This is a genomic window from Ruegeria sp. HKCCA6707 (genome assembly GCF_013033515.1).
Classification (GTDB): domain Bacteria; phylum Pseudomonadota; class Alphaproteobacteria; order Rhodobacterales; family Rhodobacteraceae; genus Ruegeria.
The window spans coordinates 323954-343042 of the sequence record NZ_WQEG01000005.1 but is presented as its reverse complement, the minus strand read 5'-3'; the positions used below and the strand labels follow the sequence as shown (position 1 = coordinate 343042).

Below are 19089 nucleotides of genomic sequence, written 5' to 3'. Positions count from 1 at the left end.
AGTTCAAGATGGCCTGCCTATTCGTTCAAATCCGTTGCAAACCCGGCAAGACCTACGCCGTCGCAGATGCGATCTTGTTGAAGGAAGTTCACTCCGAAATGTACTCAACCAGTGGCGATTTTGACCTTCTTCTGAAAATCTACGTCCCTGAAGGACAAGATATCGGGCGTTTCATCAACGATAACATCAGCCCCATAGAGGGCATCGAACGTACACTCACAACACTAACATTTTCGGCATTCTGAACCAAAACAGGAAGGAAAAAGATATGAAAAAGGTACTAGTTGCTGCGCTGGCAGCGACAGCTCTTGCGGGACCTGTCGTGGCCGACACCAAGATTGGCATGATAACAACGCTTTCGGGCGGGGGTGCCGGGCTGGGCATCGACGTACGCGATGGCTTTATGCTGGCAATTTCACAATCGGGCCGTGACGACGTGGAAGTCGTGATCGAAGATGACCAGCGCAAGCCCGACATTGCAGTGCAATTGTCGGACAAGATGATCCAATCAGAGAAGGTCGATATCATGACCGGCATCATCTGGTCCAACCTCGCGATGGCCGTGGTGCCGGCTGCGACGGCACAGGGGGTGTTCTATCTTTCACCGAACGCCGGACCATCGGCTTTGGCGGGACAGGGCTGCCATCCGAATTACTTCAACGTGGCGTGGCAAAACGACAACCTGCATGAGGCCGCTGGGGCCTATGCCAACAGTGCGGGCTATGGCAACAGCTTTATCCTCGCGCCGAATTATCCGGCGGGTAAAGACGCGCTCACGGGCTATAAACGGTTCTTCGAAGGCGAGTTGGCGGGCGAGCTTTATACCGAGCTTGGCCAAACTGACTATGCGGCCGAGATCGCGCAGATCCGTGCCTCGGGGGCCGATAGTGTGTTCTTCTTCCTGCCCGGCGGCATGGGGATCTCTTTTCTCAAGCAATACGCCGACAGCGGCGTGGACCTACCGGTTGTGGGGCCAGCCTTCAGCTTTGACCAAGGCATTCTGCAGGCCGTCGGCGGCGCGGCTTTGGGGGTTGTGAACACCTCGCAGTGGAACAAGGATCTCGACAACGCGACCAACGCGGCTTTTGTCGAGAGTTTTCAGGCAGAGTATGGCCGTCTTCCGTCGCTCTATGCCAGCCAGGGGTTCGACACAGCCAACCTGATTCTGTCGGCGCTGGACGTGGCCAGCCCCGATGACGCCGATGCTTTCCGCGAGGCCCTGCGCGCTGCCGATTTCGATAGCACCCGTGGCGACTTTGTCTTCGGTCCAAACCATCACCCGATACAGACCATCTATGCCCGCGAAGTTGTGCAGGAAGGAGATGTCTTTACCAACAAGCTGTTGGGCGCCGCGTTGGAAAACCACGCAGACGCCTATGCTGGCGACTGCAAGATGTAGTCAGGCAAGGCCCCGGGGCTGACCCGGGGCCACCGCTTTCCACTGCCCAAAGGTCCCGGATCAAGTCCGGGACGGAAATCGTATCATGTCCACTATCTTGATTATCGAACAGATCCTGAACGGCTTGCAGTCCGGCATTATGCTGTTCTTGATGGCAGCCGGGTTGACCCTGATCTTTGGGGTCATGGGGCTGATCAATCTGGCCCATGGGTCGCTTTACATGGTCGGTGCCTTTGCGGCAGCCGCGGTGGCCGGCGCCACGGGATCTTTCCTGTTGGCATTGGTGGCAGCACTTGCTGCTGCAGCGTTGGCTGGCGCCATTGTCGAGATGGTCGTGATCCGAAGGCTCTACAAGGCGCCGCACCTGGATCAGGTTCTTGCCACCTTCGCCTTGATTTTGATTTTCTCAGAGGGAACCAGATGGATCTTTGGCTCGTTCCCCCTGTTCCTTGACGTGCCAAGTTATCTGTCCGGGCCAATTCGTTTGCCGGGAGGCATCCAATACCCGCTGTACCGTCTCGTGTTGATTGGTGTCGGTTTATCGGTCGCGATTGGCCTTTGGTGGCTAACGGCGCGGACACGGATCGGCATTCAAATCCGCGCAGGCGAAAATGACCGCGAAATGATCGCCGCTCTCGGTGTCGATATCTCGAAGTTGTACACAATCGTCTTTGCTCTGGGTGCTGCTCTTGCGGGGCTCGCGGGCGCGCTTGTGGGGGCAATTCAATCTGTACAAGTCGGCATGGGTGAGCCGGTGTTAATCCTGGCGTTTGTCGTGATCGTGATCGGTGGGATCGGATCGATCAAGGGCGCCTTTATTGGCGCGATCCTTGTGGGTTTGACCGACACTCTTGGCGGTATATTCCTGCCACAGTTGTTCAAACTCTTTATGGAGACCGGTGCGGCCACACAGACTGGGTCGGCCCTAGCATCCATGGCAGTCTATGTATTGATGAGCCTCGTGTTGATTTGGCGACCGACCGGCCTTTTCGGAGCGCGAGCATGATCCGGGAAAGCTATATCAACTGGATCGTTCTTGCGGGTTTTCTTGTGGTACCGCTTTGGGCGCTGAGCGCGGACGAGCCCTTTACCATTACGCTGGCCACCCGCGCTGTGTTGTTGGCGCTCGCTGCCGTTGGTCTTAACATTGCTCTTGGGATCGGTGGATTGGTCAGCCTTGGCCATGCGGCCTTTTTCGGGCTTGGCGGCTATGCAATGGGCATTCTGGCCCATCACGCCCAGACCTTTACCCCGCTTGAGCTGGGGATGTTCACCATCGCCGGGACCAAGTCCATGCCGATCATATGGCTGACGGCGATCATCGTTTCGGCCCTGGCTGCCTTTGTCATCGGCCTTCTCTCGCTGCGCACGACGGGTGTCTACTTCATCATGATCACGCTGGCCTTCGGCCAGATGTTCTTCTTCTTCTCCATCTCGTGGAGTGCGTACGGCGGCGAGGACGGTTTGTCGATCTACGTGCGAAATGGCTTCCCCGGCCTGAACACCCTGGTCCCTATCCAGTTCTTTGGGTTGTGCTTTACGGCCCTTTGCGCGGCGCTCTTTGTCCACTGGAAGCTACGCAAGTCACCCTTTGGTCTGGCGCTGAACGCGGCCCGCCAAAGCCCAGCGCGAGTCGAGACGGTGGGGCTCAATCCGGTTCGATTGAAGCTTCTGGCCTTCGTGATCTCGGGGGCGATTACGGGGCTGGCGGGCGCGCTGTTTGCTGATCTCAACCGTTTTGTCAGTCCCACAATGTTTTCGTGGCAGCTGTCCGGCGAGTTGATCGTTCTGATCATCATCGGCGGAGTAGGACGATTGATGGGGCCTGTCATCGGAGCAGCACTGTTTGTAACACTCGAGCACTTCCTTGGCGCGTTCACCGATTTTTGGCACGTCTGGCTTGGGGTGATCCTGCTTCTGATCGTGCTCTTTGCGCGGGGCGGAGTGGTCGGCATTCTGACCGGAAAGGCGGGGCCGCATGTCTGAAGCTGTCCTCGAAACCCGCAACCTGCACAAGAGCTTTGGCGCGCTGAAGGCCACGGATGATGTTTCTATTGATCTACGCCCTGGTGAAATCCACGCCATCATCGGCCCCAACGGTGCGGGCAAATCGACGCTGATCGCGCAGATCTGCGGTGGGCTGCAACCTGATGCGGGGTCTGTTCACCTGTCGGGCCGCGATGTCTCGGGGTTGAGCACAGCTGCCCGCGCGCAGGCAGGGCTGGGCCGCACCTTCCAAATCTCCGCGCTGGCGATGGAGGATACGGTTCTGGAAAACGCGCTCTTGGGTGCGCTTGGCCAGTCGGGCCGTCCCTGGCAGTTCTGGCGATCGGCTGCGCGGCGCACCGACCTTCTGGACCGTGCCATGGCGGCCCTCGACCGGGTGGGCTTGTTAGACGACGCTGAACAGGTCACCGCCAACCTCAGCCACGGGCAACGCCGCCAGTTGGAAGTCGCCGTGGCGCTCACGCTGGGCCCCAAAGCCTTTGTTATGGACGAACCAATGGCGGGGCTTGGCACCGAAGGCTCCAAGACCATGACCACATTCCTGGATGGGCTGCGCGAGGAGGCTCCAATCCTGCTCGTTGAACACGACATGGATGCGGTTTTTGCACTGGCCGACCGGATCTCTGTGCTGGTCTACGGGCGCGTGATCGCCACCGGCACGGTCGACGAAATCCGCGCCTCGAAAGAGGTCAAAGAGGCCTATCTGGGAGAAGAGGCATGAGCTTGCTGCGCGTTCATGATCTCAAAGCTGCCTATGGCCCGGTCCCCGCTTTGTTCGGTGTGGATCTGGAATTAGCCGCAGGCGAGGTGTTGGCCCTGATGGGCCGCAACGGCATGGGAAAGTCCACGACGGTCAAGGCGATTTGCCGGATGATTCCGTCGCAGGGCGGTTTGCAGTTTGCCGGGCACGATCTGCACGCGCTGCCAAGCTACAAGGTCGCTCGTTTGGGGATCGGCCTGGTCCCCGAGGGCCGACGCTGTTTCAAAGACCTGACGGTTCAGGAAAACCTTGTTGCCGCCGCCCGCTCTGGTCCTTGGGATTTGAAGGGTGTGGATGGCCTTTTCCCACGCTTAGGCGAACGGCGCCACCAACGGGCTGCGTCGCTTTCGGGTGGCGAACAACAGATGCTGGCCATCGGTCGCGCGCTGATGACCAACCCGCAGCTTTTGATCCTTGACGAAGCCACAGAGGGCCTGGCCCCTATCGTACGCCAGGAAATCTGGGCCGCGATCAACCGGATCAAGACAGAGACGGGCATGGCCATCCTATTGATCGATAAATCGCTCAGGGAACTCTCGGCCGTATCGGACCGCGCGATGATCCTTGCCCGCGGGCATACCGTTTGGACGGGGAAGATGACCGAGCTGACACCGGAAATCACTCATGAGTACGTGGGGGTGTGATGGCATTCGAAATTCATCAAAAGGTCCTTTTCAAACATTGTGACCCTGCGGGTATCGTTTTCTTTCCACGGTACTTTGAAATGATGAACGACTGCGTCGAGGCGTTCTTCGACGAGGTCTTGGACCACCCATTTGAGGCGCTGCACAAAACCGGTGCGGTCCCAACGGCGCAGATCGAAACACGTTTCGCGGCACCAAGCCGCCACGGCGATCACCTGACGCTGCGTTTACGCATTGTCCACCTGGGGCGCACATCGGCGCGCTACAAAATGACCGGACATGCGGGCGAGGCACTGCGATTTGAGACCACCGGAACGCTGGTCAATGTCGACGCACATGGGCGTCCAGACAAGTGGCCGCCGCACGTCGCAAAGAAACTCGAACAAGAAAAAGAGAAGCTTGATGCCACATAAAGTCGTTCAACCAGAAGGTTGGTTGCCCGCCTTGGGGTACGCAAACGGTGTGTTGACCAAGGACGGCACCTTGCACATTGGCGGTCAGATCGGTTGGGATGCCGAAAAGAGATTTGTCGGAGATGGCTTCATCGATCAGATGCGTCAGGCTCTTTTGAACATCCGTACCATTGTAGAGACGGCAGGCGGGTCTGTTGAGGACGTGACGCGTCTGACGTGGTTTGTGACCGACAAATCAGAATACCTCGAAGCGCAAAAAGAGGTCGGGCAAGCCTATCGCGAGGTGTTTGGAAAGCACTTCCCGGCGATGTCGATGGTGGTCGTAGCGGGTTTGGTCGAGGATCGTGCGAAAGTCGAAATCGAGGCGACGGCGCATCTGGAATAACACTTCGGCCCGCGTGGCGCAGTTGGGCAGCGCCTTACAAGGACTATCGAACCGAATTCAAGAGCTGTTTCCCGAGCTGCATTTTCAATTCAGGTGGGGCTTGAAAAGGTTTCAAGCTTCGCTTGCTCATTTTTGGATCCGACGCTTGCGCGACAGCTCCTACGGTCCACCGCATTAGAATCGATGTCGGTAAGCTGCACAGTGCCTGGGTCCGCAGCGCCCAGAATGTCTTGCAGCATGGGTTGTAGATCCGGATAGCGCTCTGCACCCGTAGACGCTGGGAAGGTTCAATCCCTGCTTTTTTTGTTTTGGCTGCTACCGCGAGGAGGGCGGTGCTGCCATTTGTGTGGCGAACTGCGATGTCCGCTTTGTCGCACGCTACAGAAATCCAACAGCATTGAACAAGAGCAAGTCCGGCGAATGTCAGCGATACGGGGTGCGACTGCAGCATCGACCAACCATGAGAAAGGTAGCTCTGGGCCGACCGCTCTTGATAGCTGGTTGGTCTCACTGCAAACGTTCGACCTGCCAAAGATCGTATGCTCTAAAGGCCCTCAGTTTTGCGAACGTTCAAAGATGGTCATTCTGTCTCTGACGACCGCGCCCACAAATTGATATCTTCTTCCGAACTGATTTCATCGATCTTTTGCAACTCGTCGGCGCTGAAGTCGAGATTATCAACGACGCCCGCGCAATCTACGATCTGTTCCGGCCGGGACGCACCAATCAGAGCGGTCGTCACCCGTCCGCCCCGAAGCACCCAGGCCAGAGCCATTTGCGCCAGAGTCTGACCACGTGCGTCGGCCATGTCGTTCAGAGCACGGACACTTGCCAGGGACCGCTCGTTGATCATGCCATCGAGCAACGACTTTCCTTGCGTGGCACGGCTGCCATCCGGAATATGGCGCAGATATTTTGACGTCAGAATGCCTTGTGCCAGTGGCGTGAATGCAATCGATCCTACCCCAAGATCGTCGAGCGTATCGAGCAAACCGTCCCGCTCCACCCAACGGTTGAGCAGATTGTAAGAAGGCTGGTGAATCAGACAAGGTGTCCCAAGGTCGTTGAGAATCTTCACCGCCTCGCGTGTGCGTTGGGAGTTGTAGCTCGAAATACCCGCGTAGAGCGCGCGGCCCGACCGCACGATATGATCCAAGGCGCCCATCGTCTCTTCGAGCGGGGTGTCGGGGTCGAAACGGTGGGAATAAAAGATGTCGACGTAATCAAGCCCCATTCGCGCGAGTGATTGATCACAGGACGCAATGAGGTATTTGCGCGACCCCCAGTCGCCGTAGGGCCCCGGCCACATGTCGTAGCCGGCCTTCGAGGAAATGATCAGTTCATCCCTGTAACACGCGAAATCCGTTTTGAGGATCTCGCCAAATGCCTCTTCCGCTGAACCGGGTGGCGGACCGTAATTGTTCGCCAGATCAAAGTGAGTGATCCCATGATCAAACGCGGTCCGACACATGGCGCGCTTGTTTTCGTGCGTCGAGTCCGCACCGAAATTGTGCCACAGGCCCAAGCTGACAACAGGAAGCTTCACACCCGACCGCCCGCATCGCCGATAGATCATCCGCTCATAGCGGTCCGGCTCTGGAGTGTAAGGAATGGGTTTTGGCTTTGGCGGTCGTTGAGCTTTGGTCATGCGCACATAATCAATGGATTGTTGGCACTGTCAAACGGGTCACCTGCAACAAGAACAACGCATATTTTTTCGAGCAGCCGTCGCCGATTTCTTTGGGCGTTAATTAGCGAATTATCTTAATGTTTGCGAAAAGGAACGCGGATGCGTTCGCTGGGACTTATGATCTTGTTGCAGCGTTCGCCGTTCCGTCTCTTACGAGCAGATATTAAACTCAGCGGGCCGAACGTGTGTTCTCAACCGTGCTTAGCTCAAGGGGGACGTACCACTAATCGTCTCTGGTTGCCCCGCCAGTCGCTTTGATCCTACCTGTCAGCACACTTGCCCTGTTGGTTGTCGCTTCCTCGGAAGTCTGGATTGGTCCAAAAGTCTGAACGTCATCGACCTTCAAAGTGAACGCAGCATTCATGAGGACGGGACCATCAACAACCAGCATTTCCTTCTGCGTCGGGTCGATCCTGATTTGACCGGTTACGACGATGGGCTCGTAGACTGTCGAGGGCGCCCAGGAATCGCTGAGGCGCAAACGCACCATCTGGTTTGGGGGCGGAGGTGGCACGTGGCTGCACATTCCACGTTCCGGCACGATATATGCCATTTGGGAACCATCTTCGTCACGGGGGGCCGGGATCACGAATCCCCCCAATGAAACGGTCACGCCATCGATGTCGACGTTGGCGGCCGTGCCCGCCTTCTGACGTCTTTCCATCACAACCCAGCGTTGGGAAATCAACCAGTCCGCATCAATGTCTTCCTCAGCAAGGGTTGCTTCAGTCGCCTCGATATCCACTTGAATCTGGCCCAGCTGTTCTGGCGCCGCACCGCCTTTCTCTAGCTGCGCACGCAGCCGAACCAGGTTACGTAGTTCGCTAAGCTGTTTGCCCGTCAATTCGACGAATGGATCTTCGTAGTTCTGAGCAGTTTCATCGATCAAGTCTGCCCATTCGATACGTTTAACTTCCGAATGAGCCGGCAATGCCAATAAGCACGCGGCGATAACTGCAAAAGAAAAACGCATTGTCATATGCTCCTCAATCATAGGCAGGACTGGACAACAGGCCACTGGCTCCGACGGGTCATCACTCAGTTCCTCAGGCTCGAAATGACGGTGACTTTTGCTCCTGGGCGGAGCAGCAAATCGGGGTTCGGGAACTCGGCCCAAATATCCATGAGCTGCGTTTTGGGATTAACCGTGAATGCCCCACCAAAGTAATGTCCCTCATAGGGGTAAAATTGTCCGTCTGGCATCTGCAAAGACAGGCTGAGCCCCTCAAACGCCTCGGCATCTGATTCAAATATCTGACGCCGTTTGATGAATTCCTCGTAGGGCACTTTGACGACCACGTAGACCGGGTCAATGTCTGACAGGATCGCCAGCGTTTCGTCCCCCCGTCGTTCGGTGCTCAGATACTGGTACTGCTTGACATGCGGTTGGCTGATAATCCCCGAAAAAGGCGCATGTAACTCGGTGAAGCTATAGGCGAGCTGTGCGCCTTCATAAGCGAGGCCGGCCCTTTCCGCTGCGATTTCAGCAAGATCGCGGTTCACCTGAGCAAGTTGCAACTCTGCTTCCGGTATCAGGTCTTTCAGATAAAGCTCCGTTTTCCGTCCCAATTCCGCATCCGCGAGCATGCGTTGGGCTTTCGCATCCTTCAGAGCTGTTTCGCTGAGCCGCATTTCGATGAAGGGACCCTTTTTGCCAAACTCGAACAGTAGATCGCCCTCATGAACGTATTGACCTGCATGAAACGCTATTCGGGTGACCACGTTGTCCACCAAGGGCGACAGTTCTGCTTCGCGACTGGGCTGCACATAGCCCTCAAAATGTATTGTTTGCGGGACTTCAGTTGCACCGTTTCCCTGCGCGTATGCAACGCCTGCTGACGAAAGGGTAGCAAGCGCAAAAAGAACAAGAAGGGCCTTCATCACCATAGCGCCTCGGATCCGGGTTTTGAACTTGGGCCGGGGTTCACAAAATGATCGCCCCGGCCAGCGTCAGGGCAAACGAGGTAGTTCTTGCCCTGAAACATCGTACTTTCGCCTAATTTAGAAGATCACCGACGATGCCGACGGCATCGACAACGGTAGACAGGTCATTTGTAACTTCGAGCACTTCGTCATCGACCAGAATGTAGCGGTTTCCTTTGCCCGGCTCCCCCAGCTTCCATTTGGAAAGGTCCCCAATATCTTCGAACTCCAGGTCAGATGGGAGCTTGGCACCGCGTGTGTAGCGCTTGATCTGTCCAGGTGGCACAGCCTTTGGGCCTTTTCCGGGTTTGTCTTCTATCTGAATGCTGACATCACCGTTCTTGCCCCCCTTGTTCGGCTTTTTACCCTTGTTGTCTTTGGCATAGGCATCGCTGCCTCCAAGGATGAAAAGCACAGCTGCTAAGGCTGCAAGAATTCCGTATGCGATCTTCATAGATTGTTCCTTTGCTTCTCAACTTCATTCAACCGGCGTTGAAAATTCCGGCACGCGCTTCAGGGCTTCAACCATATCCGCGCTCGTCATCAGTTCGATGAAGGTGTAGTCTTTCAGAACCCCTTGGCTCAGACGCGAAATATACATGGCCTGCACCATGCCCGGATCGTCCGGGAAGCGGACAGTGATGTAGTTCTTTCCATCTGCCAGCCCCCAGAAATAGCTGATCATCTCACCGCCCATTGCGGCGAGCGCTGCACCCATATCCTTTTCCCGGTCGGTCGGATTGTCGATCATGATTTGCCAGGCATCGGGGTTTGGTTCCCCGATCCCCAGATAGTATCGGCTGCGAGACTCCTCCGCTGCTGCTCCGGCAACACCAATCCCAACTGCGCAAAGAGTTACCGCGATTACCTTGTTCATGGGTCGCTCCCTTGTTCAGTATCGACGGCGCAGAACGCTGATGTCAAATCCCCGCATACTCCGTTCATTCGAGTGTATTCTTGTAGAAGACACCGTCTTTCATGATCACGCGAATGGTCTCGAACCCCCGATCCCTCGGTGCTGCATCAAACCACTTTGGATTTGCTCCAAGAACCAACAGATCGTCCAATGGATTACCATCCACGATCAGAATGTCGGCATAGGCTCCCTCTTCGATCACCCCCAGTTTGCCAGGGTATGGGTTCCGCTTGCCCGTCAGCTGCGCCAACTCGCCACCGGTTGACGTTGCGGACACCAACATCGCGTGGTTTCCAAACATCTGAGAGAAAAAGTACTTCTCAAAATCCCGGTGCGAACGACCAAAACCAATTGTCGACAATACCGTATCTACGTTGTGCACAACCTTGGGCTTGTGTTTCTTGATGTAGTCAGCAAGATTTTTTGACCCATCAAGATAGGACTCCAGTTTCGGTTTCACCGTCGGCATCGCATAGTTTGGATGATTGAGCAGCTGTGGATCCAAACCTGCAACATTCAGCGCCCAGAAAATTCCCTCATCCGCAATGCGCTTAACGGTCTCTTCGCTCACCATCTGGCCGTGTTCCAGTGATTTCACACCTGCGTCCAGCGCAATGTTCACTGTCTCATCCGTATAGGCGTGGACAGTCACATAGGTATCAAAGAATGAAGCCGCTTCAACTGCTGCAGCAATTTCATCAACGCTGTATGCCACTGACCAAAGTGGATCGAGTTCTGACGACACTCCGCCACCGGCCATCAGTTTCAGGAAGCTTGCGCCATGGGCGAAGTTCAGTCGCGATGCCTTGCGAATTTCATCCGGGCCATCAGCGATGTAAGAAAGATTCAGTCTCTTTCCCAATTCGTCAGCTTCATAGTCGTACGTCCGCTGAGTTGGGTTGCGCCAGTCACCATGTCCGGAGGTCGGTCCGATCACTGCCCCTGCGGTGTAAATTCTGGGACCTTCTACAACGCCTCGATCAATCAGTTCTCTCAAACCGGAACCCATTCCACCGGTATCTCGAATAGTCGTGTAGCCATCATAAAGATAGTCGGCTGCGTTCTCGGTAGCTGCCGCTCCAATCTGATCCCATTTAGCCGCCTGCATACCGGCGAATGTCTGAAACACACCAGTAGCATAAATGTGGGTATGGCTGTCGATAAGGCCCGGCATCAGCGTGCGCCCACCTCCGTCAACAAGCTTCGCATCAGGCGCATCAATGCCGTCAGTCGAGACTGTCTTTATAAGATTGCCTTCAACCAGAACATTCGCGTTTTCGATCCGCTCTTCACTAATTCCGTCAAAGATATGCACATTGGTGAACAAAGTTTGTGCGGGCGCGTCCTGCGCCAACGCGCCGCTTGCTGCCAAGGAAACAAATCCAGCGATTGCTGTCAGTGAGGTCAGTGTTTTCACGTGTCAGTACTCCCATTTGTCAAACTAAGGGGGCGCGGGATGCCAAGGTAAATTCACCCCGCGCGACACTCAATCGAGTGTATTCTTGTAGATCACGCCATCTTTCATGATGAGGTCGATGTTGTTGGTGTAGTCGACCAGAATCTCGGCATCTTCGACCGGGTTTCCTTCAACAAGCAGCAGATCGGCGTATGCGCCCTGTTCGATCACACCCAGCGGGCCTGCTGTGTAGGGGTTGAGTTTTCCTGAAAGTGCCAGAAGTGCGGCCGATTTTGACGTGGCCTGTTGCAGGATTTCGTGTGAAGTCCATGCTTCCAGCCGATACTTGAACTCATCGTTCTGCTTGGTCAGCGCGATGGGATCGCCGATAATATCCGTCGAGAAAGCCACGTTCTCGATCCCGAAATCTTTGATTAACTGCATCTGTTTTCGCGCGCCCGCTTGCACGCTGAGGAATTTTTCGGCGGACCCAGGCCCAAGTGCAGTAACAATGGTTTGCTCGTCGATCCCCAGAAGCGAATAGAACGGAACAATCCAGGCATCCGCGTCCTTGATCGCTTGAGCCCCGACTTCGGTCATCAGTTGTCCATGTTCAATGCTGATCACACCTGCCTCAATTGAGCGCACGATGGATTCGTCCGTATAGGCGTGAACCATTACATAGGTTCCCCAATCGGCAGCGGCCCGGACAGAAGCCTCAAGCTCTTCCGGCAGACCCTGAACGGTGTGTAACGGATCAACCTGAGAGGACACCCCACCACCAGCCATCACCTTGATCTGGACTGCGCCAAGCCGCAGGGCTTCGCGGGTCGCTCGCAGTGTTTCCGGCACGCCATCGGCCAGGAACTCCAAGTGCTGGTTAAAGAAGGATGGTTGCGCCCCCATGAAGTTGGGATGGGGCTCGGTATAGACACGATGTTCTCCATGCCCCGAGGTTTGCGAGATCACAGGCCCAGAGGCGTAGATACGCGGGCCAACGGCCTTACCCCGATCAATCGCTTTTTGCAGACCAATTGCAGGACCACCTGCATCCCGAACAGTGGTGAAACCCCGCAGCAGCATTTTCTCAGCTTCAATCGTCGAAACCGCACCCCAGTACATCCAGTCGAAGTTATCGCGCAGGTCCGCCACGGGTTCCGTGACTGTCATATGCACATGTGCGTCGATCAGACCCGGCATCAGGGTTCGACCACCACCGTCAATGATCTGTGCATTGGCAACGGCCAAGGGTTCCGCTGATACGTCTGCGATCAGGTTGTCCACGACCAGAACGTTTGCGTTCTCAAGTCGCTGTTCATCGACGCCATTGAACACGTGCACGTTTGTAAAGAGGATGGGAAAGCTCTCTTCCTGCGCAAAACCTTGGTCCGCGATTGCCAGGCTTGCAGAAAAGGCCGCGGTGGCCACCAAGCGTTTGAATTTTGGCGTCATTGAGGCCCTCCAAATACGAATCACAGATGTAGATTTCTGAATGTGATTTTAGAATGATCGCCGGATATTGCCTGACAGCATGACAGGCTGTGCCAAAAAGATTTGGCATTCTGCAAGTTCTCGGCGCCTTTTTTGTGTGTTTGCTGTCTTTCTGTCGTAAAATCCATGATATCTGAGGGCGACATGGACGTATTTGAGCAAAATACCAAGAAGGCCTTGCCGCTGGTCAGGGCATCGGTTGCTGCGCCTGTGGTCGCTGCTTTGCGTGGCGCCGGTGTAGAACCGGATTCTGTTCTGAACCCTTTGGGCGTGAGCGAGTCCCAAGTGATGGATCGCCAGAATTTCCTGCCACACGAGACGATCTATAAAATCCATCAAGCCGTTGCTGACTCAACTTCACCAGACTTCTGCGCGCAAGTCGGTCAATCAATTGACCTTGTCCGGTTCCTGCCTCTTGGTGACACTTTGGCCGCAGCATTGACGCTGGGCGACTTCTTCACGCGCTACACTCAAGCTGTCTCGAAAGAATCCAATGCGGTCACGCAATCGCTGCTTGTGGAAAACGAGCACGCTTATTTCAGCGCCAAGCGGAAATTCAAGATTTCGGTTTCGCCAGGGCAGACCGACGCATTTCTGGCAAGCATTTGGATATCGTTATTGCACCGGGTTATGGATTTCAGGTGGGACCCAAGCCAGATCATTTTACGGGTAAGCGAACCTGACGTGCTGCCCAGGCACTTTCATGGTGTCCAAGCCATCAAATGCAGCCCACAGGGTTTTTCGATCCGGTTTCCTTCTATCTGGCTTAGCCGCCAGTTGCACCCGGACGCACTGGAAAACCCCTCAGACCTGACAAACACCGACCCTGACCTGCACGCACCGCAAGATTTCTTAACCGGGCTTCAGAGCCTGATCCGGATTCATCTTGGCGAGCCGGGATTTGGTGTAGACGAACTGGCGCGCCTATGCGGGTTCCACCGCGAGACATTGAACAATCGGCTGGCCCCTTACGGGCAATCCGCCTCTCAGGTCATATCTGGCATCAAATTGGAAGAGGCAAAGAAGCTGTTGGGTCCGGCAGGGAAATCCGTTGGTGAGACTGCGCTGCGACTTGGCTACGCAGACCCTACCGCGTTTTCGAGGGCCTTCCGCAAATGGACTGGAATGTCGCCATCGGCTTATAGGAATTTCACGACAGGGCGGGCCTGACCATTTCGGTGCCAATGCGGATCGAGGTTTCTGTACTCAGAACAAGACGGTACTAAAAAAGGGTTTTCGATGCTCTGCACGAAATTCGGTGAATTGGTTCCTCGACTTTTTTCAGCAAGCCGCGACCTTCCGACAGGGGTTTCGTTGGGCTAATCAAAGTGGGGCTTTGATTGAGAAAAACGACTATAGTTGAGGGATTTGCACCGTAACTGCCGGCAATTGAAAGAGATTTTTGAACAGGTCAAAGCTGTCAGTAAATACTGCAATCCGTGCGCAATACTATGGCGACAAAATCGATTATTGCTGAATGTTGTCAGTGTTGTTGGCGTAGCGCTATGCCTGCGCACACCGATAGCGCGTTGGATTGGCACATCCGTTTATGCAAGCCAAATGGGTACTCGCCACCCGTTCCCAGGTGGCGAGTAAAAGTTCCGCATCAAAGCTTGATGCGGAACGCAGCAAAGCCGTCGGCGCCTTCGCCGGCATCTTCGATGGTGACACCGTTTACATCATTCATGTAATCGCGCGCTTTCGGGCCGGTCTCGAACAGGACCGTTGTGTCTTCGAGGGGTGCAAAAGACCAGTTAGCGTCGGCTTTGGGGTCAATTGTTCCCTTTTCAACGATATAGCGCACGATGACATCGCGGTTGGTATCGGGTGCTTCGAATACCACCGTATCACCCATGGCTCCGGGGAAGGATCCACCGCCTGACGCACGATAGTTGTTGGTGGCGATAATGAACTCCATGTCATCAGTGATGGGCTGGCCATTGAACGCCAGATCCACGATCCGCGCCGCATCGGGGTTCACTTCTTCGCCTTTGGGGCCAAAGCGCGACGGCTGGGACAGATCGATCTGATAGGTCACCCCGTCCATCACGTCAAAATTGTATGACGGGAACTCGGGATTCAGCAGAATTGCGTCTTTCGAACCTGCTTCGACCTGATTGAACATGCCAGCCGAACGTTCCAGCCAACCCCGGACCTGGGCACCGTTCACGCGGACCGCTCGCACAGTGTTGGGGTAGAGGTAGAGGTCGGCCACGTTCTTGATGGCAACATCCCCAACCGGGACGTCGGTGTAGTATTCGGGCCCGCCGCGGCCACCGGCTTTGAACGGTGCGGCTGCAGACAGGATGGGCAGACCTTCGTGCTCAGTCCCTTTGAGCATCTCTTCGACATACCATTTCTGGGCGATCGAAACGATCTGTACGGATGGGTCATCGGCGACAAGAGCGAAATAGCTATGCAGAGGGGCTGCTGTTTTGCCCACGGCGCGACGGACATAGGCCAGAGTTTCCTCATGGTCTTTTGCGACCGAATCCAGCACCTCCTGCTGATCCTCGACCAGCGCGGTGATTGATCGATCCTCGTTACGCTTGGAAATCGGACGCGCCTCGGATGTGGTGGTGACCACGCGCCATTCATTTCCGTCGCGTTCCAGCAGCAGGTCCAGCAAGCCAAGATGCGAGCCCCAGAACCCGCCCATCACGGCGGGTTTGCCCATCAGAGTGCCTTTTTCCACGTCGATGCCGAGGCGATCTGCGAATGTTGGCGAGGGGAAGACCAGGTGATTGTGGCCGGTGACCAGCGCATCGATCCCGTCGACACCCGCAAGAACTACCGAGGCGTTTTCCATACCCTCGGAATGATCGGCTTCGCCGATCCCTGAATGCGACAGAGCAATGATCAGGTCACAGCCTTGTTCCTGCATTTCGGGGACATAGGCTTTGGCCGTTTCGACGATATCGCGGGCTTCGACATTGCCTTCCAGGTGCTTGCGGTCCCAGTTCATAACTTGGGGCGGTGTAAAGCCGATGACACCGATCTTGATGGGGTGCTTGGTTCCGTCCCCCATTTCGATTTCGCGATCCAAGATGGCATATGGTTTCACAAGTGTCTTGTCATCGCGCGGGTTGGCGCCCTTTTCCTTTGCGATGTTTGCCAGAACAACCGGGAATTCGGCTCCGGCCAAAGCTTTGTCCAGAAAGTCGAGGCCGTAGTTGAACTCGTGATTGCCCAATGTTGCCGCATCATAGCCGACTGTGTTGAAGGCGGTGATAATCGGGTGGCTGTCACCCTCTTTCATGCCGCGTTCATAGGCGATGTAGTCGCCCATCGGGTTGCCTTGAAGGAAGTCACCGTTATCGACCAGCAGAGAATTTGTCGCCTCGGAACGGATCTGGTTGATAATGGACGCTGTCCGGGACAGCCCGACCGTGTCACGGGGCTTGTCGGCGTAGTAATCATAGGGGAAGACATGGACGTGAATATCCGTGGTCTCCATGATCCGCAGATGCGCTTGGTTATTTGCTGCAGCAGCCGAGAACGGGTGCAAAGTTATCGCAGCAACACCAGCGGTAGAGCCCACCAAAAACTGGCGGCGCGAGAGTGAAGAGCGGTTGGAAAGAGACATGGTTCACCTTTCAAAAGTATTGGTCGACGTGCCTTACTGAAGGCTTTTTGCAACGCCTGTGTGACGAAACTTGTCCCTATATCTGAATTGAATCCGGGTCAAAGCTCGGCAGCAACAATGGGCTGCAAACGTGCCGCATATCGGGTGCGCGCTTAATGATCGTGCAGCAGGTTTCTGTCTTTGGCAATATGGCCAGATTTCCCTGGACGAATCTTAGATGTCAAAGAGCGCTTTTTCGCTGAAAACAGCCCGGTATTGACCTAGCCAAGCCTTATCTGAAAACAGGCACCCGTTACGCTGGGCTGAACGGTCAATGTTCCACCCAACGCTTCGGTCGTTGCTTTGACGATGTTCAACCCCATGCCTGTGCCCCCGCTGTCACGGCGCGTGGTAAAAAACGGCTCCATGATTTTATCGATGTTCCCTGCGCTTATGCCAGAGCCGTCATCAGTAATCTCGATGATCGTTTCAGACCCTTCCGACCGCGCCGCCACAGTAACCCGTTGCGCAGCGTGTTGCATCGCGTTTTCAAGCAGATGAGTAAGCATGATGGACAATGTATCTGCCTGTACAGGTAGCGGCAGCGCGCCGTTTTCGATCAGGATGTCCAGCCCGAGGAAGGCTTGTTTCAGTCGGGGCAACACGCTGTTCAGGTCACTGACGCCTGCCATGGCCTGTTGGTCTGCCAGGCTAAAGGCGCGCATATTGGCCAACAGGTCCTCAATTCGCCGGCTGCTTTTGTCGACCGTATCCAAAAGCTTGTGTTTCTGGTCGCCCGAGATATCCCCGTCACGCAACAGCTCGGTGGCACCTTTGAGGGCCGTTAGGGGGGATTTCAACTCGTGCGTGACATGGGCGGTATAGGTTTTCAGCGCGTTTTGTTTCCCCTGCAAGCGCTGGGTCAGGGTTTGGAAGCTTTGCCCCAGATCGGCGATTTCGCGTGTGCCCAGTTTCTCGGGCGGTTCCCAGCTTTGCCCGGTCTGACCTGCCGAGCGCGTCCGCAGGATCAACTGTTGCAACGGACGCGTGATAAAGCGCCAGAACACATAGCCGATCAACGCGGTTGATAGCGCTACAAAAGCGGCGGCTTTGGCCAGGTTGAAGCGTTCGCCATACAGGAAACGAAAGATGTGGTTGGGCGTTCGGCTGAGGTAAACCGCTCCGATCAGCTTTTGATCCACAAAGATTGGCATTGCCACAAAGACGCGTACCCGCGCACCACGGCTGAGCGTGTAAAGCACCGGTTCACGGTATCCGCGCAGGCGGGTGCGGGCCACGGAAACGACCTCGCCCTCCAGCGCTTGGCGCACCTCATAGACATGCCCCAGATCCTGCCCGATCTCAGCTGTTCCGGCAAAGACCGTTCCAGATGTGTCCAGAAACCGGTATCCCGCCAGAGTTTCGGCCTGCGCCGCGTTGGCAATGCGGGTCAGTTGCGGGGCGATCTTCTCATAGGCCGCGCCGGGGTGTGTTTGCGCCTTTTGCGGATCAGGGCGCGGGGGCAGAACGGTTTCACGGTTGATCGATATTGACGGAAACACCGCATATTCGGCCGAGGTGGATTTCAGTTCAGGCGGGGGAACGCCTACCGCATTGGCATAAAGCTCTGCATAGGTTGCGGACAGGACCGAAGCTTGTGACAGCAGGCTTTCCTCGGTCTGTTGCACCAGTTGGCTGTCGTAAAAGCGAAACAGGAACAGGCCTGCAAAGGGCAAGCATAGTACGATGGCCAGAACGGTCAGGACAACGGCCCACAATCTGGGCCGCCATTTGCGCGTCAGCCCTGCTTGCATGGACCCATCCTGAGGCCGACCCCGTGCACCGTAACGATCGCGTCAGCGCACCCCGCCTGCGCCAGTTTAGCCCGCACGTTGCGGATGTGGCTGTCGATGGTCCGATCCGAGACGTGGATGTTGTACCCATAAAGCGCGTCGATCAGCGCCGACCGTGACAGAACATGGTCGGGCCGCGTCATCAGCGTGGCAAGCAGGCGGAATTCTGAACCTGTCAGCGGAATATCGGATCCGTTGAATTGGCACAGATGACGCTCGGCCTGTAATTCCAGCCCGCCCTGGCGCAGCACAGGCTCGTCCGGAGCAGGTGCCGGTGCGCTGCGCTTTAGAATGGCCTTGATCCGGGCCACCAATTCGCGCGGCGAAAACGGCTTGGTCAGGTAGTCATCTGCGCCGATCTCAAGCCCGATGATCCGGTCGATCTCGTCATCTCGGGCGGTCAGAAACAGGATCGGCACGTCCGAGGATTTGCGGATCTCGCGGCAGACCTCGAGCCCGTCTTTTTCGGGCAACCCGATATCCAAAACAATCAGATCCGGCTTTTCTGTCTGATACGCGCTGATCGCGGCCAGCCCGTCGCTGGCGAAGGCTGTTCCGAACCCGGCCTTTTCGACTGCAAACCGGGTCACCTCGAGGATGTCGGGATCATCGTCGACAACTAGAATGCGTGCGGGCATGGGCAGGTG

The 19089-nt window shown here is 55.9% G+C and carries 19 protein-coding genes; 9 read left to right on the top strand and 10 right to left on the bottom strand.

The window, feature by feature from the left end:
* Nucleotides 1-8: 8 nt before the first annotated feature.
* The 8 genes from GOW40_RS14545 (at nucleotide 9) to GOW40_RS14510 (ending at nucleotide 5608) form a co-directional block, all read left to right on the top strand.
* Nucleotides 9-245: an Lrp/AsnC ligand binding domain-containing protein gene (locus tag GOW40_RS14545; protein WP_171097995.1), complete on the top strand. Its 237-nt coding sequence runs from the start codon at nucleotides 9-11 to the stop codon at nucleotides 243-245.
* A 23-nt stretch (nucleotides 246-268) separates the two neighbouring features.
* Nucleotides 269-1399, top strand: a complete 1131-nt coding sequence (locus GOW40_RS14540) for an ABC transporter substrate-binding protein (protein WP_171131125.1) — start codon at nucleotides 269-271, stop codon at nucleotides 1397-1399.
* Between the two features lie 85 nt (nucleotides 1400-1484).
* Entirely contained in the window at nucleotides 1485-2405 is a 921-nt protein-coding gene (locus GOW40_RS14535; RefSeq protein ID WP_171131123.1) for a branched-chain amino acid ABC transporter permease, read from the top strand.
* Nucleotides 2402-3385, top strand: a complete 984-nt coding sequence (locus GOW40_RS14530; RefSeq protein WP_171131121.1) for a branched-chain amino acid ABC transporter permease — start codon at nucleotides 2402-2404, stop codon at nucleotides 3383-3385. Before GOW40_RS14535 ends, GOW40_RS14530 begins: the two co-directional genes overlap by 4 nt.
* On the top strand, nucleotides 3378-4127 hold the full coding sequence (locus GOW40_RS14525) for an ABC transporter ATP-binding protein (protein ID WP_171131118.1): 750 nt from the start codon (nucleotides 3378-3380) through the stop codon (nucleotides 4125-4127). The genes GOW40_RS14530 and GOW40_RS14525 overlap by 8 nt, the downstream gene beginning before the upstream one ends.
* Nucleotides 4124-4810 carry an ABC transporter ATP-binding protein gene (locus tag GOW40_RS14520; protein WP_171131116.1) on the top strand — a complete coding sequence of 229 codons (687 nt, stop codon included), beginning with the start codon at nucleotides 4124-4126 and terminating at the stop codon, nucleotides 4808-4810. Before GOW40_RS14525 ends, GOW40_RS14520 begins: the two co-directional genes overlap by 4 nt.
* Nucleotides 4810-5223: a thioesterase family protein gene (locus tag GOW40_RS14515; protein WP_171131114.1), complete on the top strand. Its 414-nt coding sequence runs from the start codon at nucleotides 4810-4812 to the stop codon at nucleotides 5221-5223. The genes GOW40_RS14520 and GOW40_RS14515 overlap by 1 nt, the downstream gene beginning before the upstream one ends.
* A complete protein-coding gene (locus tag GOW40_RS14510; protein ID WP_171098006.1) occupies nucleotides 5213-5608 on the top strand; it encodes a RidA family protein in 396 nt (131 codons plus the stop codon). The genes GOW40_RS14515 and GOW40_RS14510 overlap by 11 nt, the downstream gene beginning before the upstream one ends.
* Before the next feature lie 580 nt (nucleotides 5609-6188).
* Here the strand turns inward: GOW40_RS14510 and mgrA are convergent.
* The 7 genes from mgrA to GOW40_RS14475 all read right to left on the bottom strand — a co-directional run bounded on the left by mgrA (nucleotide 6189) and on the right by GOW40_RS14475 (nucleotide 12985).
* A complete protein-coding gene (gene mgrA / locus GOW40_RS14505; protein WP_371731852.1) occupies nucleotides 6189-7220 on the bottom strand; it encodes an L-glyceraldehyde 3-phosphate reductase in 1032 nt (343 codons plus the stop codon).
* Nucleotides 7221-7521: 301 nt separating this feature from the next.
* Nucleotides 7522-8271 (bottom strand): DUF3299 domain-containing protein, encoded by a 750-nt coding sequence (locus tag GOW40_RS14500; protein ID WP_171131112.1) that lies wholly within the window; start codon nucleotides 8269-8271, stop codon nucleotides 7522-7524.
* Nucleotides 8272-8336: 65 nt separating this feature from the next.
* The gene (locus GOW40_RS14495; protein ID WP_171131110.1) at nucleotides 8337-9179 is read right to left on the bottom strand and encodes an efflux RND transporter periplasmic adaptor subunit; all 843 of its coding nucleotides are present in this window, start codon (nucleotides 9177-9179) and stop codon (nucleotides 8337-8339) included.
* Nucleotides 9180-9294: 115 nt separating this feature from the next.
* Entirely contained in the window at nucleotides 9295-9675 is a 381-nt protein-coding gene (locus tag GOW40_RS14490) for a hypothetical protein (protein WP_171098012.1), read from the bottom strand.
* 24 nt (nucleotides 9676-9699) lie between these two features.
* Complete coding sequence (locus GOW40_RS14485) at nucleotides 9700-10098, bottom strand: hypothetical protein (RefSeq protein WP_171131108.1); 399 nt, start codon at nucleotides 10096-10098, stop codon at nucleotides 9700-9702.
* A 64-nt stretch (nucleotides 10099-10162) separates the two neighbouring features.
* Nucleotides 10163-11491: an amidohydrolase family protein gene (locus GOW40_RS14480; protein WP_171131106.1), complete on the bottom strand. Its 1329-nt coding sequence runs from the start codon at nucleotides 11489-11491 to the stop codon at nucleotides 10163-10165.
* A gap of 132 nt (nucleotides 11492-11623) precedes the next feature.
* Nucleotides 11624-12985: an amidohydrolase family protein gene (locus GOW40_RS14475; RefSeq protein WP_171131104.1), complete on the bottom strand. Its 1362-nt coding sequence runs from the start codon at nucleotides 12983-12985 to the stop codon at nucleotides 11624-11626.
* A gap of 183 nt (nucleotides 12986-13168) precedes the next feature.
* On the opposite strand from GOW40_RS14475, the gene GOW40_RS14470 reads away from it, so the two are divergent.
* The gene (locus tag GOW40_RS14470) at nucleotides 13169-14194 is read left to right on the top strand and encodes an AraC family transcriptional regulator (protein WP_171131102.1); all 1026 of its coding nucleotides are present in this window, start codon (nucleotides 13169-13171) and stop codon (nucleotides 14192-14194) included.
* A 436-nt stretch (nucleotides 14195-14630) separates the two neighbouring features.
* On the opposite strand, the gene GOW40_RS14465 is transcribed toward GOW40_RS14470, so the two are convergent.
* The 3 genes from GOW40_RS14465 to GOW40_RS14455 form a co-directional block, all read right to left on the bottom strand.
* A complete protein-coding gene (locus GOW40_RS14465; RefSeq protein ID WP_171131100.1) occupies nucleotides 14631-16610 on the bottom strand; it encodes a bifunctional 2',3'-cyclic-nucleotide 2'-phosphodiesterase/3'-nucleotidase in 1980 nt (659 codons plus the stop codon).
* A 260-nt stretch (nucleotides 16611-16870) separates the two neighbouring features.
* Nucleotides 16871-18403 (bottom strand): ATP-binding protein, encoded by a 1533-nt coding sequence (locus tag GOW40_RS14460; RefSeq protein ID WP_171131098.1) that lies wholly within the window; start codon nucleotides 18401-18403, stop codon nucleotides 16871-16873.
* Complete coding sequence (locus tag GOW40_RS14455; RefSeq protein WP_171131096.1) at nucleotides 18388-19080, bottom strand: response regulator transcription factor; 693 nt, start codon at nucleotides 19078-19080, stop codon at nucleotides 18388-18390. The genes GOW40_RS14460 and GOW40_RS14455 overlap by 16 nt, the downstream gene beginning before the upstream one ends.
* Between the last annotated feature and the right edge of the window lie 9 nt (nucleotides 19081-19089).

Bases quoted from the DNA above. Each gene is read 5' to 3' on its own strand.
- GOW40_RS14545 (WP_171097995.1), top strand. From the start codon at position 9: ATGGCCTGCCTATTCGTTCAAATCCGTTGCAAACCCGGCAAGACCTAC.
- GOW40_RS14540 (WP_171131125.1), top strand. From the start codon at position 269: ATGAAAAAGGTACTAGTTGCTGCGCTGGCAGCGACAGCTCTTGCGGGA.
- GOW40_RS14535 (WP_171131123.1), top strand. From the start codon at position 1,485: ATGTCCACTATCTTGATTATCGAACAGATCCTGAACGGCTTGCAGTCC.
- GOW40_RS14530 (WP_171131121.1), top strand. From the start codon at position 2,402: ATGATCCGGGAAAGCTATATCAACTGGATCGTTCTTGCGGGTTTTCTT.
- GOW40_RS14525 (WP_171131118.1), top strand. From the start codon at position 3,378: ATGTCTGAAGCTGTCCTCGAAACCCGCAACCTGCACAAGAGCTTTGGC.
- GOW40_RS14520 (WP_171131116.1), top strand. From the start codon at position 4,124: ATGAGCTTGCTGCGCGTTCATGATCTCAAAGCTGCCTATGGCCCGGTC.
- GOW40_RS14515 (WP_171131114.1), top strand. From the start codon at position 4,810: ATGGCATTCGAAATTCATCAAAAGGTCCTTTTCAAACATTGTGACCCT.
- GOW40_RS14510 (WP_171098006.1), top strand. From the start codon at position 5,213: ATGCCACATAAAGTCGTTCAACCAGAAGGTTGGTTGCCCGCCTTGGGG.
- GOW40_RS14500 (WP_171131112.1), bottom strand. From the start codon at position 8,271: ATGCGTTTTTCTTTTGCAGTTATCGCCGCGTGCTTATTGGCATTGCCG.
- GOW40_RS14495 (WP_171131110.1), bottom strand. From the start codon at position 9,179: ATGAAGGCCCTTCTTGTTCTTTTTGCGCTTGCTACCCTTTCGTCAGCA.
- GOW40_RS14490 (WP_171098012.1), bottom strand. From the start codon at position 9,675: ATGAAGATCGCATACGGAATTCTTGCAGCCTTAGCAGCTGTGCTTTTC.
- GOW40_RS14485 (WP_171131108.1), bottom strand. From the start codon at position 10,098: ATGAACAAGGTAATCGCGGTAACTCTTTGCGCAGTTGGGATTGGTGTT.
- GOW40_RS14475 (WP_171131104.1), bottom strand. From the start codon at position 12,985: ATGACGCCAAAATTCAAACGCTTGGTGGCCACCGCGGCCTTTTCTGCA.
- GOW40_RS14470 (WP_171131102.1), top strand. From the start codon at position 13,169: ATGGACGTATTTGAGCAAAATACCAAGAAGGCCTTGCCGCTGGTCAGG.
- GOW40_RS14465 (WP_171131100.1), bottom strand. From the start codon at position 16,610: ATGTCTCTTTCCAACCGCTCTTCACTCTCGCGCCGCCAGTTTTTGGTG.
- GOW40_RS14460 (WP_171131098.1), bottom strand. From the start codon at position 18,403: ATGCAAGCAGGGCTGACGCGCAAATGGCGGCCCAGATTGTGGGCCGTT.
- GOW40_RS14455 (WP_171131096.1), bottom strand. From the start codon at position 19,080: ATGCCCGCACGCATTCTAGTTGTCGACGATGATCCCGACATCCTCGAG.